Raw genomic sequence first — 14,040 nt, 5'->3', positions numbered from 1 at the left:
TGGCTAAATTATTATATTTCGATTTTTTTTGTACTGCTGTTCATTTATGCGTGCTTTTTCCGAAAACTCTTGCAGTGCGAATTTTTTAATTAACATCGATATAAATACTAAATGATAAATCAAATCCCAGTAGGATAAGCCGAGGAAAGCGGTGCCAACCATATAGCAAATGATCGAGGTTCTGACCATTAGGCTGTAGTGGCGCACCCATTCCATGCCTTCTACTTGTTTCGCTTGTCTTGATAAACGGGTTAAGCCAAAGACACTACCCAGTATCAGCGAAATCCATAATCCGAATGCTATAAAGCCATGTTCAGCAAGCATTTCTACGTAAGAACTGTGCCAATCCCGCATCGTGACATGAATCCAGCCATCGAATCCCGCGCCGGTAAACGGGTGGCTCAGCGCATGATTCCAGCCATCTGTCCATGCCTCTATTCGTGACATGGCGGAAAGGTCTTCCTCGTAAGTTTCCATGGTGTGCATACGTCCAAACCATTCTTCAGGCAAATAGGGTATTACAAAAAATGTACCGCCAATTACTAGAGGGATCATCAAGTATTTACGTTTGCTGTTTGAAATCAGTGTAAACGTTAGAGCGATCATGGTAAGTAATGCGCCTCTAGACCATGATGATAATGAAGCGGCATAAATGATAGGAATGGATAGCAATATTCCTTTTTTAAGCCAACTCTTCTGTACTTCTTTTTCCCATACTAGTAGCAATGGCACGGCAATCAACATCGCAACGGCAAATAAATTGTTGTCCTCGAATTGCGTATTGGGGGGTCCGTATACGCGGTGACCAAAGCCGGTTAAGATAGCAAATATACCACCTTTAACTGCAACAATGCCTATAGAGGCACCTATGGTGGAAATTAAATAATAGAGTTTTTCTCTGGTATTGATGAGTACCCATGTGAAATAGAATGGCACAAATACTTTAGAGACGAACAAAAATTTTTCCCAGGCAATATCCTGTAAAGGCGATTGGGTTGTGGTAAATATAAAATAGAACCAAAGTGTTATAAAAACGGAAATTCGCCAATCTTTAGGGATGGGCTGTTTATCTTTGGTGTTGAACGTGCTGACAACAACTACCAAAAATAACACATAGTATACCGGTAGCGAACGTACTGCACCCCAGGCATAGGCATGCGGATTCAAGTAACTGAATATTGCTAACGATAGCACCCCCCACCATGGTTTTTTTATTGCGGCAACTATGCAGCATATCAGAAAAATAAGAACAACTATGTCGCGCACGGAGTTTAATTTAGTAGGTTTTAATGCACTTAACTAAGCTTTTAATGGTCAGCTTAATTTAATTATTTATTAATAGTTTGTTTTTCCAGCGTGAAAAACAGCCACATATTTGCCCGAGAGAATAACTGACATTCATTGCCTGGCGCAGGCTATGTTTTGCGGTGAACGCCAACCCAAGCCATTGCCAAGTTTGGCGGACAATTTGCGAGATTAAGAATGGCGGTATGCCCAAGTAGGTGCGATGATAGACCGGAAAGTCATTAATCGCTCCGCGATAGCCGGCCAGAAAATGAACATCTAAAAAGTAGCGCCGCCGGAGTCGCCATGGTTCCACGGCGTGAAGTATGGCCATGTCCGGGCGGTAACGTATTCGGCGCTTTTGCTGCAGGAGCACATTAAACATCATCACGTCTTCGCCTCCTCCTATGGTTTTACCTTTGCGGTCATACCTGCGATCAAAGCGCAATGCCGGATCGTTTCGGAATATCGCCATGTCATATGCGATGTTGCCGGCCCACACCGGTGTAGTGTTGTCTTCTATCCAGAAAGCTTGTTTGCCGTGATCCAGCGCGCCTAGAAATCCCAGCAATTCGTCATCAAGCCATTCTGGACGCTTATGGTCTGTAAAGTCTATATCGATTCGTCCGCCAACACATTCTGCGCCTTCGCTAAGATATGCGTGTGCAACCGTTTCCAACAGTCCGCATAAAGGTAGTTCATCGTCGTCGATAAACACCAGAATGTCTGAATTGATTGCCTCTTGTATGGCTCTGTTGCGCGCTGCGACTATGCCTTGGTTGGGCTCATGCACCCAGCGGAGCGTCGGGCCGGGTAGTTGCTGAAGTTGTTTCAATACCTCGCTTGTCGTGTCGCTACTGTTATTATCTACAGCAAGAATTTCAAATGGAATCGGACAAGATTGCGCGCGCATGGCAAAGACCAGATTCTCTAGCCTTTCCGCGCGGTTGTAAGTGCAAAAAGCGAATGTGAGCTTTTTAGAGGCTTTTTCCAGGCTCATTTTCGATATCTAAATGCAGAGAGTGGTAAAGAGTTGCCGGGCAGAGTCATGTTCTTAGGCTTCTGGGTTTTTGGGCTCGGCGTAAAGGTTCTGAATTCTGGTGGGGACGAATTTCTGGGCTGTTTATCGCTGTTGATTCATTGCGACGCTAAAATCTGCATTGGTATTTGCAATCAACTCGTATGACGCAGTTTATCCCAAACACGGTTCGCATAGTAGCGAGTCATTTTTTTCCACGATACATCGTTGTCCGCAAAGTTTAATTTGCGGGCTAGTGTGCTGGCGCTGTCGCCGGAGAATATGGCAATACGTCTAACCAGGTAAGGGTTGGGTTCGCTATCGAACCAGCCGGGACGGGTGGTGCAAGCCATGCTATAGCCTGTCTGTTCGGCTATGGTGATTGAATCAGAGTTGAATCTGCCAAAGGGATAAGCCAGGCTGCTTACTTGGGTTGACAATAAATCTTCAAGAACAGCTTTGGCTTTTGAAAGTTCGAATTGTTGTTGGTCTGTGCTGAGTACCGATAGGTCTGGATGAGAGCAGGTGTGCGAGGCAATTTCCATTCCGGCTGCATGCATTTCAAGCAGGCGTTCCGCCGTTAGCATCCGTGTCTGAGTGGATGGTTTGCCTAGCCAATGCGCATGGCCGCCGATGCAATCGGTGGCGATAAACCATGTGGCCTTCATCCCAAGTGCCATCAGAGGCAAAAAAGCCCCCGGATAGTTGTCTTCGTAGCCATCATCAAAAGTAATGACCACACTTTTTTCAGGTAGCGATTTGGTATTTTGCAAGTCTTTGAACAAAACCGTTGTCCAACCTTCTTGCTGTAGATACCGCAAATGCTTCGCAAACAAGTCCGCGCTTATCGAGTAATGCGACTCGGGTTGAGCGTCGGGCGTACCGTGATACATCAAAACAATAGGGCTGCGAGTTTGGGACATGGCTTTTATCAAATGGCGTATGTTTCGTTCTTTAAAAGAAGTGTATTGCAAAAAACCAAGATTTTCAGGGAAAAGTTGTCGCAAGCTGTTTTTCCGCGATGCTAAGCCAGATAGCGCAGTGCGCGAAAACTCAAAAAAGTGATGTTCACGCGAAAGTAAGATTTTTAATAACCAAGCTATTTACTAAGGATTTAAATAAGACTAAAATAGTCCTAAATGTAAAAGGAGTGCGATGTTAAGGTTAAGCAAGCTAACAGACTATGCCACGGTGATCTTGAGCTATATGGCCAGGGACAGGAGTCGGGTGCATGGTGCTTTAGAAATTGCCGAAGCCACGGGTATCGCCCAGCCGACAGTGAGCAAGATCTTGAAAATTTTGCTCAAAGCTGGGGTGTTGGTGTCCATGCGTGGTGCTAAAGGCGGTTATGCGTTAGCTAAAGACCCAAATAGGATCAGTGTGGCCACGGTGATTTCCGCTCTCGAAGGCCCGATAGCGCTGACCGAATGCACCGTTTCACACAAAAGTTGCGATCAAGCCAGCGGCTGTCGGATACAAGGCAATTGGCACTTGATCAACCAAAAAATTGCCAACGCGCTCGAGTCGGTAACCTTGGCTGATTTGATTTTGCCGTTTAAGCCGCCGGAAGAAGTCTCGATTCCGGTGAACCAGTTGTTTCGCTAATTATTGAAAAGATTATGTCTACCAGCGCCCAAGAAATTGAACATCTGATCAGCCAGGAATACAAGCAAGGCTTTGTGACCGAGCTGGAAGTCGATACGTTTCCGCCCGGCTTGGACGAAGACGTGATTCGCCGGCTGTCCAAAGTCAAAAACGAGCCGGAATTCATGTTGGAATACCGGCTCAAAGCCTTTCGGCATTGGCAAACCATGCCGTCGCCGGACTGGGCGCAACTCAAGATCGATCCTATCGATTATCAAGCCATTAGCTATTACTCGGCCCCTAAGTCGAAAAAAGCCGGCCCGAAAAGTTTGGACGAAGTCGATCCGGAATTATTGGATACCTATAAAAAATTGGGCATTCCGCTGGACGAGCAGGAGCGGCTGGCAGGTATTGCGGTCGATGCGGTATTCGATAGCGTGTCGGTTGCTACCACTTTTAAAGGCAAGCTCAAGGATGCCGGCGTGATTTTCTGTCCGATTTCCGAAGCTTTGCAAGAACACCCTGAATTAGTGAAGCAATACCTCGGTAGCGTAGTGCCGACCGGCGACAACTTCTTCGCCGCGCTGAATGCCGCGGTATTTACCGACGGTTCCTTCGTCTACATCCCCAAAGGTGTGCGCTGCCCGATGGAGTTGTCGACGTATTTCAGAATCAACGCCGCCAACACCGGCCAGTTCGAACGGACTTTGATCATCGCCGATGAAGGCTCGCATGTGTCCTATCTGGAAGGCTGCACCGCACCGATGCGCGACGAAAACCAGTTGCATGCTGCGGTAGTGGAGCTGGTGGCGCTGGACAATGCGCAAATCAAATATTCCACCGTGCAGAACTGGTATCCGGGCGACAAAGACGGCAAAGGCGGTATTTATAACTTCGTGACCAAGCGCGCGGAATGCCGCGGGCACAACTCCAAAGTATCCTGGACCCAAGTCGAAACCGGCTCGGCCATCACCTGGAAATACCCCAGTTGCGTGTTGTTGGGCAATGACTCGGTCGGCGAATTTTATTCGGTGGCTTTGACCAACAACCTGCAACAAGCCGACACCGGCACCAAAATGATTCATATCGGCAAAAATACCCGCAGCACTATCGTGTCGAAAGGAATCTCCGCCGGCCGGGCGCAGAACACCTATCGTGGTTTAGTGAAAGTGGCCAAATCCGCTGAAAACGCTCGTAACCACACCCAGTGCGATTCACTCTTGGTGGGCGATAAATGCGGTGCGCATACCTTTCCTTATGTGGAAGTGAAACAGCCGACCGCGCAGATTGAACATGAGGCGACCACCTCTAAAATCAGCGAAGACCAATTGTTCTTCTGCCAGCAGCGCGGCTTGTCTGCGGAAGATGCGGTGTCGATGATAGTGAATGGCTTTTGTAAGGAAGTGTTTAAGGAATTGCCGATGGAGTTTGCGGTAGAGGCGCAGGCGTTGTTGGGGATTAGTTTGGAAGGGGCGGTTGGGTAATGGGCAAATACGATAAGCTGCTGTATAAGATTCTCGGCGGCAGATCGGATGGCAATATCACCTTTGCGGAACTCGTGCAATTATTGCAGCGAATGGATTTTGATTTGAGAATTCGCGGCGATCATCATATTTTTACTCGGCAAGACATCTCGGAAATTTTAAATTTGCAACCTGTAGGTTCAAAGGCAAAACCTTATCAAATCAAACAGGTACGGCAGGTTATCGTCAAATATCAATTAGGGCAAATCGATGAATAAATACGAAATGATTCTTTATTGGAGCGAGCCGGATCAAGCCTATCTGGTGGAAGTGCCGGAGCTGTCTGGTTGTATGGCGGATGGCAAGAGTTACCAAGAGGCTGTAAAAAATGCCGAGGTGGTGATTCAGGAGTGGATCGATACGGCTTTGGAGCTTGGTAGAGTGATTCCTGAACCCAAGGGGCGGTTGCTGTATGCGTAATTATTGGTTTTTGTAGGTTGCGGGGTTAGACGCTCCAGCGTCTTTAGGGGTTGTGTCGCTGTCGCGACGGGTTGTTTTAAAGTCGGGTCTCGGCCCGACAGCCGAGATACTTTCTTTTGCTTGGCCAAAAGAAAGTATCCAAAGAAAAGGCCACCCGGAATTCCGCCTTAATCCTGCGCGTCTTGCTTTTGGCGAGGGTTTTCGGAAGGGCCATCCCTGGCCCTCCGAAAACGAGCGGCATCCCTGCCGCTCCCCTGCGGGCCGATCTCGCCAAAAACTGCGATGCTCAGGGCGGAATAACGGGAATAACCCCCGCCGTGGATTTAAAGTGATTGGATGTTTTTTGATGTGGAAAGAATTTGTAGGATGTGCCGAAGAAAGGAGGCGCATCGTTCGCGACAGATGCGCTTCACCCTGTTCAGCACATCCTACAAGCTTTGTATTAATGGTTTAAAGTTTTGGATAAATAGTGGTTATTTCAAAGAGAACGAAATTGTCTTTTTGTCAGTTACTTGATCTTATTGGAAGGGATCAAATATCTATTTTACTAGAAAAGCATGATGTCTTTGCTGAATATATAAACCTAGAAAATATTAAAGGAGCTTTACTTGGTGTAGCTGATGACAAAATATCTTGCTTAATCTCTGAGGTTGTGATTACAAAAAAGGCGCTCAGAGATAGAAAAACGTCTACAGCTACAGCATTTGATGAAAGATGGGAAGATTTTGAAAGCTGTTTAATGCTTGATGGCTATCGAGTTGAGCGTAATAGAATAATTAAAATTGAACCGTTTATCGAGTCAAGCGAGCCGATAGAGGATGATTTAGCTAAAGAATTGCGTAGAACAAATTTACCATCCTCCGAGGAAATTATAGATCTTATAAAAAGGTCGGCAGAAGAGTTCAGAAAACCAGCGCCTGATTATTATAATGGGTGTTTGACTTATTCGCGCGTTGCCCTTGAAACGTTATGTAAAGAGCTTGCGATTCAAAGAGGTCTTATCGTTAGTGATAATGATACAAAGGTATGGGGGAACTCGATACGTTTTTTGAAAGAATATGCTTTTTTTGATAAAAAAGAAGAGGACGCCATTACTTCTATTTATACCTTTATCAGTCCGGGTGCACATAAGCCTTTGGGTTTTACGGATAAGGAGTTCGCTCGCTTTGGAATGAATTTAGCTATTTCTGTTAGTTATTACGCAGCTAAAAAATTCAATGGCTAGGAGTTTTATAGCCAGCAGCGTAGGTTCGATTAGCGAAGTGTAATCGGAAGAATGAATTTGAATAAAGGATTTGTTTTTCTGTTTTGGAAATAATTTTTTAGGTATTTAATTAATAGCTCCAATTTTAAACATACTTCCGATTACGCTTCGCTAATCGAACCTACCTTGTTCGATTTATAGCTTTAACTTTCGGGATGGTTTTCTTCCCGTATGCCGCGCCGAGCACCGGAGCTTTTGAGCGGAATAGCCCGTAGGGGCGATGCATGGATGCATCGCGTTGCCGAAGGGGCAGGAAGCCCCTTTCGGCAACCCCGTTCAAAAGCTTCGGAGCGCAGGATCAAAGCGGCATCCGGGGGTCTTTTCTTTTGGATACTTTTCTTTGGACAAGCAAAGAAAAGTATCTCGGCTGTCGGGCCGAGACCCGACTTTAAATAAGCTTCGCGTTAGCGAAACCTATTTATTAACGAATTTAAAAGCGTGGTTTAAAAACTAGCTTGCGCTGACGCTGGAGCGTCGACAACTGCATTCCCACGCCGGAGCGTGGGAACGATAAGGTTCGGAATTATTTAAAAAACTTAGGTGACCAAACGTATGCTCAGCATCAAAAATCTCCACGTATCCATCAACGACAAACCCATATTAAAAGGCCTAACTCTGGACATAAACCCAGGCGAAGTCCACGCCATCATGGGCCCCAACGGCGCCGGCAAGAGTACCTTATCGCATGTGTTGTCCGGCAAGGCCGGGTATACCGTCACCGAAGGCAGCGTGACTTACCAAGGCAAAGACTTGCTGGAATTGGCCCCGGAAATCCGCGCTCGCGAAGGCGTGTTTCTGGCCTTTCAATATCCGGTGGAAATTCCCGGCGTCAGCAATATCTACCTTTTAAAAGCCGCGTTGAATGCGATGCGCAAGCATCACGGCCTACCTGAAGTGGATGCGATGGATTTTCTGACCATCGTCAAAAGCAAGGTCAAACTGTTGCAAATGGACGAAAAGTTTTTGTACCGCGCGGTTAACGAAGGCTTTTCCGGTGGCGAAAAGAAACGTAATGAAATCTTGCAAGCGGCCATATTGGAGCCCAAATTGTGCATTTTGGACGAGACCGATTCTGGCCTGGACATCGATGCCTTGCGTATAGTCTCCGAAGGCGTCAACTCCTTGCGCAATGCTGAGCGCTCGTTCCTGATGATTACCCATTACCAACGGCTGTTGGATTACATCAAACCCGATGTGGTGCATGTATTGGCGGACGGCAAAATCGTCAAATCCGGTGGCCCGGAACTGGCGCTGGAATTGGAAGAGCGCGGCTACAGCTGGCTGGAAGGGCAAGCGGCATGAGTGGCGCGGCATATTTGACATCGTATCCCGAGTTGGCGGCGAGTCTGCCGGGATTTGATTTGCCTTGGTTGCAAGGTTTCAGAAATCAGGCCTTGCAGACTTTCGCGGTCAACGGTTTTCCCGGCAATCGTGAGGAAGAATGGCGCTATACCAATCTGTCTGCGCTGAATAAAACCGTGTTTGTACCCAGTGCCAACCAGCTTGTCGATGAAGATTGGTTGAACCGCTATCGTTTGGACGATGCTGCCAGTGTGGTGTTGGTTAATGGCCAATTTTCCGCATCCTTGTCGCGACTGCAAGACCTGGCTGGCAAAGTGTCTGTGTCGAGTCTGAAACAAGCTTTGCAAGATAATCCGGCATGGCTGGAAAGCCGCTTGGGTCAGGCTGTGACTAGCGCCGAACACAATTTGGTGGCGTTCAATAACGCCTGGTTTACCGACGGCGTGGTGATTGACGTGGCGGCCAAGCAGCAGTTGGATCGGCCATTGCAGATTCTGCATTTGGTGACCCAAGCCGATGCGCTGGCGGCAACCCGTAATTTGTTTGTCCTGAATGAGCAGGCGGAAGCAGAAATTATCGAAACCTATGTCGGTAGCGTCGATAGCTATTTCACCGCCTCGGTTAACGAGTGCTTGCTGGCTGGCAATGCCGCGTTGACGCTGTATAAAGTGCAACTCGAAGCTGAAAAAGCCCAACATTTTGGCGGTACTTACGTGAAACAGGCGCGGGATAGCCGTTTTATGCATCATAATTTTGCGCTGGGCAGTGGCTTGGCGCGCAGCGATATTCATAGCGATCTGGATACCGCCGCGGAATGTTCCTTGAACGGTTTGTTTGTGGCCGGCAAGCGCCAGCATATCGATAACCACACTCGCATTAACCATCTAAAACCGCACGGCATTAGCCGCGAATTTTATAAAGGCGTGTTGGATAACAAGGCGCGCGGGGTGTTTCAAGGTCGGGTGATCGTCGCCGAGGATGCGCAGCGTACCGATTCGGAAATGAACAACCGCAACCTGCTGTTATCGGCGGATGCCGAAGTGGACACCAAACCGCAGTTGGAGATTTATGCCGACGATGTGAAATGTTCGCACGGCGTGACGGTAGGGCAGTTGGAAGAAAAGTCGGTGTTTTATCTGCAATCGCGCGGCATTGATGAAGCCACGGCGAGAAACATTCTGACGTTTGCGTTTGCCAATGAGATGGTGGATAAGGTCGAGAACGCCGAATTGAAAGCCTTGCTGCTGAAAGAGTTATTAGAGCGGTTTCCGGCGATCAGTTTATAAGATAGCCGCGACCGAGACCTGAAGCGCCGGTAACGCCAATAGATCGATGCTATCGGCTTTTGTCAGTACCGATTTATCCAGATAGTCGCCGTCTTGCGGTTGCCGATACACTTCCAGGCACTGGTCGATCAGGTTGACGATCCAGTATTCGGTAATGCCGTGGGTGGCATACAGCCGCAGTTTTTGAGTGCGGTCGAAGCGCAGCGTGCTGTCGGAGACTTCTACCAGTAGCAAGACGTCGGCAGCGCTAGGGTGGCGGGTGGTGTAGTCGGCGGTATCCGCTTTGGCTAACACTAAATCAGGTTCCGGTTCGGATAAGTCGCCCAATTGAATGGGGCTTTGTATGCGAACCGATACGCCGTCATCCAGTAACCGGATGAAATAGCGAGTTAAACGACTGACGTGACTGGCATGATTAAACCCTATCGGTGACATAGTGAGAATTTCTCCTTCGATGAGTTCCAAGCGGCTTTCGGGCGGAAAAATTCCGGCCTCGCCCATGCGATGCCACTCGGCAATGTCCGTGAGGTGTTTCTGCGGAAAGACGGCAACCATAGTTTTATCCAATTAACGAATCGACTTACTCGATTCTAATGTTTAGTACAGACCAAATCAATTAAACCAAATAGTTAGCGATGAGCACATTTCCAATCGAACAAATCCGCGCCGATTTCCCCATTCTCGGCGAAACCATCCGTAACAAGCCCTTGGTTTATTTGGATAACGCCGCCAGTTGCCAGAAGCCGCAAGCGGTCATCGACAGCATCGTGCACACCTATAGCCATGAATACGCCAACATCCATCGCGGCGTGCACACCTTAAGCGTTCGCGCCACGGATAAGTTTGAAGGGGCGCGGGAAAAGGTCAGGGCGTTCATCAATGCCGCCAGCACGAAGGAAATCATCTTCGTGCGCGGTGCCACCGAGGCGATCAATCTGGTCGCGCAAAGCTACGGCAAATCGCAACTCAAAGCCGGCGATGAAATTGTCATCAGCGCGATGGAGCATCACGCCAATATCGTGCCTTGGCAAATGCTTTGCCAGCAGATCGGCGCGTTTCTAAGAGTTGCTCCGATGAATCAGCAAGGGGAGTTGTTGTTTGACGAGTTTGAACAATTGTTGAACGCCAAAACCAAGCTAGTGGCGATCACTCAAATGTCCAATGCGCTGGGTACGATCAATCCGGTAGAGCAGATTATTGCCGCGGCCCATGCCAAAAACATTCCGGTGTTATTGGATGGTGCCCAGGCGATTCCGCATATGGCGGTGGATGTACAAGCCTTGGATTGCGATTTTTACGTGTTTTCCGGCCACAAGATTTACGGACCGTCCGGCACTGGTGTGCTTTACGGCAAGCAGGCTTTGCTGGAAGCCATGCCGCCCTACCAGGGCGGTGGCGATATGATTCGGCAGGTGACCTTCGAAAAAACCGAGTACGCCGGTCTGCCGCATAAGTTCGAAGCCGGCACGCCGGCCATCGCCGAAATTATCGGTTTGGGTGCGGCTATCGATTACGTCACCGCGATTGGTATGGATAAAATCGCCGCCTATGAAGCTGAATTACTGGATTACGCGACGCAGCAAGCCGAGCAGATCAAGAGTCTCAATATCATCGGTCAGGCGGCCCACAAGGGCGGCATCCTGTCGTTCACGCTAGACCGGATTCACCCACACGACATAGGCACCATGCTGGACAGTTTGGGCATCGCCATCCGCGCCGGTCACCATTGCGCGATGCCGGTGATGGATTTTTACGGCGTACCCGCCACGGCGCGGGCCTCGTTTGCCATGTACAATACCCGCCAAGAAATCGATGTGTTGATGCAAGGCATCAAGTCCCTAATAGAGGTGTTCGGCTAATGTTTGAAGATTTACGCGATCTATACCAAGAGGTCATATTCGACCACAACCGCAATCCGCGCAATTTTCGGGTGATGGATAATGCCAATCGCCAAGTGGAAGGTTTCAATCCTTTGTGCGGCGATAGGCTGACGCTGTTTTTGAAAATCGACGATCACGTGATCAGCGATGCCAGTTTCCAAGGCTCCGGCTGCGCGATTTCCACGGCCTCAGTGTCCTTGATGACTGAAATCGTCAAGGGTAAAACCGAGGACGAAGCGGAAGCCTTGTTCAAGCAATTCCACGAAATGACCACCGGCAAAACCGAGGAAATCAATCTGGAAGCCATCGGTAAACTGGCGGTGTTGGCCGGCGTGCGCGAATATCCTGCCAGGGTGAAATGCGCGACTTTGGCTTGGCATACCTTGGATGCCGCTTTGAAAAACGAAGCTCAGTCGATTTCCACCGAGTAAGCTATCCCGAGTGACGAGTTTGTCCGAACAGGGGGCGGTAGTTTATGCCGATGACTCGGTGTTGTCCGCTAGTCGGGCACTAGCCGAGCGTTTGGGTTGGCCCATCTGGGCTTTGCAAAATCCGCCGACTGAAGTCCCGCAAACGTTCTTCCTTTGTTATCGGGATGGTTGTCTGAAGTTATTGGATAAACAAACCCTGAAAAAAGGCGGTTTGGCGGTCGATGTCGATCCGCGCCCCGGCGAGCAGCATTCCTACCCAGCCCCTAAAAAAGACTTGTTGGCGCAGGCCATCGGCAAGAAAACCAAAAGCGTCATCGATGCTACCACGGGCTGGGCTCAAGATAGTTTGGCCTTGTTTCGTATGGGGTACGAGGTGAGCTGTATTGAGCGCTCGCCGGTGATGGCCGAGCTGATTGCCGATGGTTTTCAGCGCTTGGCACAGAAGGATTGGGTGCTAAACCGGCAGTTGCAAACCCCAAAGTTAATGCTGGGAAATGCCATCGAATTACTAGCAGGTTTATCGGATAAGCCGGATTGTATTTACCTGGACCCGATGTTTCCAGCCAAGCGCAAGCAAACGGCAGCAACGCGTAAATCCATGGCCATACTGCGCGATATTTTGGGTGATGACCTGGATAGGGCCGATTTGTTCGAGGCGGCCTGGCAGGCGACCGGCAAGCGGGTGGTCGTTAAAAGTCCCGATTATGCGGAGCCGCTGGGCGGCAAGCCTAGCGAAACTTATCAGGGCAAATTGCTCCGATACGACGTATATCTAAAATAAATGGGCAGACGCAGCCCAAGCGAAACGAGGCAAGCATGAGTGATTGGATTGATGTGGTAGCCGAAGCGGCGCTGGCAAACGGTGAGCATGTCGTGGTCGATGTCGATGGCACCGATGTGGCGATTTTTAAAATCGACGATCAATGTTACGCGATCGAAGATGTCTGCACCCACGATGGTGCTGAAATCGCCAGTGGCGAGCTGGACGGCGATGAAATCATCTGTCCACGCCACGGCGCCCGGTTTTGCGTGAAAACCGGCGCGGTAAAATGCGCGCCGGCCTATGAAGATGTGACCACCTTTGCGGTGCGGATAGTGGACGGCAGGATACAAGTCGAGAATCCGAACTAAAACGGCGCTAGGCAAAAGATAAACGGCGAAAAAAACCAGTCGGCGTTAGAATTCCCGCTCTTTCCCGATTCAACGGTAACCACTCCCGCATCATCATGGAACACTTCATCTGGAATATAGACCCTATTCTCGTCGACTTCGGCTTCTTGAAAATCCGTTGGTATGGCTTGATGTTCGCATCCGGCTTCGTCGGCAGTTTTTTGACCATGCAATGGATTTATCAGCGCGAAGGCAAAAATATCGAAGAGTTGGATACCTTGCTTTGGTACATGGTAATAGCCACCATCTCCGGTGCGCGCCTGGGTCATACCATGCTCTACGATCCTGCTTATTATTTGTCTCACCCCCTGAAAATCCTGGCAGTCTGGGAGGGCGGGTTGGCCAGCCACGGCGCGACGCTGGGTATCATTTTGGCCCTGTACCTATATCGGCGTAAATACGGCGACGGGTATTTTTGGTTATTGGATCGCGTCAGTATTCCCACAGCCCTGGCCGGCGCGCTGATTCGCATCGGTAATTTTTTCAACTCGGAGATTTTGGGGATTCCGTCAGAACAACCCTGGGCGGTGGTGTTTGCGCGGATCGATCCGCTGCCGCGCCATCCGGTACAGCTTTACGAAGCGGCGTGTTATCTGCTGATTTATGGGATTTCGCTGGCGATTTATAAAAAACACGCGGATAAACCCGGTTTTGTGTTTGGCTGTTTCATCAGCATGCTGTTCAGCGTGCGGTTTGTCCTGGAATACTTTAAAACCGAGCAAGCCATGTACGACACCGGGGTGATGTTCACCACCGGCCAGTTACTCAGTGTACCGTTTGTGCTGGCCGGCATTGGTTGTATCGTTTGGGCTATGAAAAACCATCAGCCCAAGCCTGTCGCTTAATCGTTTATAATCCCCGACTTTCAATCGCCGGGG

At 49.2% G+C, this 14,040-nt stretch carries 16 protein-coding genes; 12 read left to right on the top strand and 4 right to left on the bottom strand.

Annotation, left to right across the window (positions count from 1 at the left end; translation table 11 throughout):
• Window positions 1-3 precede the first annotated feature (3 nt).
• The 3 genes from EBB_RS11850 to EBB_RS11840 form a co-directional block, all read right to left on the bottom strand.
• A complete protein-coding gene (locus EBB_RS11850; protein ID WP_192394055.1) occupies window positions 4-1,266 on the bottom strand; it encodes a putative O-glycosylation ligase, exosortase A system-associated in 1,263 nt (420 codons plus the stop codon).
• Between the two features lie 58 nt (window positions 1,267-1,324).
• Complete coding sequence (locus EBB_RS11845) at window positions 1,325-2,284, bottom strand: glycosyltransferase (RefSeq protein WP_192394054.1); 960 nt, start codon at window positions 2,282-2,284, stop codon at window positions 1,325-1,327.
• A 173-nt stretch (window positions 2,285-2,457) separates the two neighbouring features.
• Complete coding sequence (locus tag EBB_RS11840) at window positions 2,458-3,087, bottom strand: polysaccharide deacetylase family protein (RefSeq protein ID WP_225587417.1); 630 nt, start codon at window positions 3,085-3,087, stop codon at window positions 2,458-2,460.
• 370 nt (window positions 3,088-3,457) lie between these two features.
• Here EBB_RS11840 and EBB_RS11835 point away from each other — a divergent pair, with 370 nt between their 5' ends.
• The 7 genes from EBB_RS11835 to sufD all read left to right on the top strand — a co-directional run bounded on the left by EBB_RS11835 (window position 3,458) and on the right by sufD (window position 9,681).
• Window positions 3,458-3,907: an SUF system Fe-S cluster assembly regulator gene (locus EBB_RS11835; protein WP_192394052.1), complete on the top strand. Its 450-nt coding sequence runs from the start codon at window positions 3,458-3,460 to the stop codon at window positions 3,905-3,907.
• A 14-nt stretch (window positions 3,908-3,921) separates the two neighbouring features.
• Complete coding sequence (sufB, locus tag EBB_RS11830; RefSeq protein ID WP_192394051.1) at window positions 3,922-5,370, top strand: Fe-S cluster assembly protein SufB; 1,449 nt, start codon at window positions 3,922-3,924, stop codon at window positions 5,368-5,370.
• Window positions 5,370-5,627: a type II toxin-antitoxin system HicA family toxin gene (locus tag EBB_RS11825; protein ID WP_192394050.1), complete on the top strand. Its 258-nt coding sequence runs from the start codon at window positions 5,370-5,372 to the stop codon at window positions 5,625-5,627. Before sufB ends, EBB_RS11825 begins: the two co-directional genes overlap by 1 nt.
• Window positions 5,620-5,829, top strand: coding sequence for a type II toxin-antitoxin system HicB family antitoxin (locus EBB_RS11820; RefSeq protein WP_192394049.1), 210 nt, complete (start codon window positions 5,620-5,622; stop codon window positions 5,827-5,829). Before EBB_RS11825 ends, EBB_RS11820 begins: the two co-directional genes overlap by 8 nt.
• Before the next feature lie 493 nt (window positions 5,830-6,322).
• Entirely contained in the window at window positions 6,323-7,054 is a 732-nt protein-coding gene (locus EBB_RS11815; RefSeq protein ID WP_192394048.1) for a hypothetical protein, read from the top strand.
• Window positions 7,055-7,645: 591 nt separating this feature from the next.
• Window positions 7,646-8,395, top strand: a complete 750-nt coding sequence (sufC, locus tag EBB_RS11810; RefSeq protein WP_192394047.1) for a Fe-S cluster assembly ATPase SufC — start codon at window positions 7,646-7,648, stop codon at window positions 8,393-8,395.
• Entirely contained in the window at window positions 8,392-9,681 is a 1,290-nt protein-coding gene (gene sufD / locus EBB_RS11805; protein WP_192394046.1) for a Fe-S cluster assembly protein SufD, read from the top strand. The genes sufC and sufD overlap by 4 nt, the downstream gene beginning before the upstream one ends.
• Here the strand turns inward: sufD and EBB_RS11800 are convergent.
• Entirely contained in the window at window positions 9,676-10,236 is a 561-nt protein-coding gene (locus EBB_RS11800) for a Uma2 family endonuclease (protein ID WP_192394045.1), read from the bottom strand. The genes sufD and EBB_RS11800 overlap by 6 nt on opposite strands.
• 80 nt (window positions 10,237-10,316) lie before the next feature.
• On the opposite strand from EBB_RS11800, the gene EBB_RS11795 reads away from it, so the two are divergent.
• The 5 genes from EBB_RS11795 to lgt all read left to right on the top strand — a co-directional run bounded on the left by EBB_RS11795 (window position 10,317) and on the right by lgt (window position 14,007).
• Window positions 10,317-11,540 carry a cysteine desulfurase gene (locus EBB_RS11795; protein WP_192394044.1) on the top strand — a complete coding sequence of 408 codons (1,224 nt, stop codon included), beginning with the start codon at window positions 10,317-10,319 and terminating at the stop codon, window positions 11,538-11,540.
• Window positions 11,540-11,992 carry a Fe-S cluster assembly sulfur transfer protein SufU gene (gene sufU, locus EBB_RS11790; RefSeq protein WP_192394043.1) on the top strand — a complete coding sequence of 151 codons (453 nt, stop codon included), beginning with the start codon at window positions 11,540-11,542 and terminating at the stop codon, window positions 11,990-11,992. The genes EBB_RS11795 and sufU overlap by 1 nt, the downstream gene beginning before the upstream one ends.
• A 19-nt stretch (window positions 11,993-12,011) precedes the next feature.
• Window positions 12,012-12,773: a class I SAM-dependent methyltransferase gene (locus EBB_RS11785; protein WP_225587416.1), complete on the top strand. Its 762-nt coding sequence runs from the start codon at window positions 12,012-12,014 to the stop codon at window positions 12,771-12,773.
• A 35-nt stretch (window positions 12,774-12,808) separates the two neighbouring features.
• Window positions 12,809-13,123: a non-heme iron oxygenase ferredoxin subunit gene (locus tag EBB_RS11780; protein ID WP_192394042.1), complete on the top strand. Its 315-nt coding sequence runs from the start codon at window positions 12,809-12,811 to the stop codon at window positions 13,121-13,123.
• A gap of 95 nt (window positions 13,124-13,218) precedes the next feature.
• Entirely contained in the window at window positions 13,219-14,007 is a 789-nt protein-coding gene (lgt, locus tag EBB_RS11775) for a prolipoprotein diacylglyceryl transferase (RefSeq protein WP_192394041.1), read from the top strand.
• The last annotated feature ends 33 nt before the right edge of the window (window positions 14,008-14,040 follow it).

Origin of the sequence: Methylomonas fluvii (assembly GCF_014850975.1) — a bacterium.
GTDB classification, from domain to species: Bacteria; Pseudomonadota; Gammaproteobacteria; order Methylococcales; family Methylomonadaceae; genus Methylomonas; species Methylomonas fluvii.
This window is presented reverse-complemented; position numbering and strand designations above follow the sequence as displayed.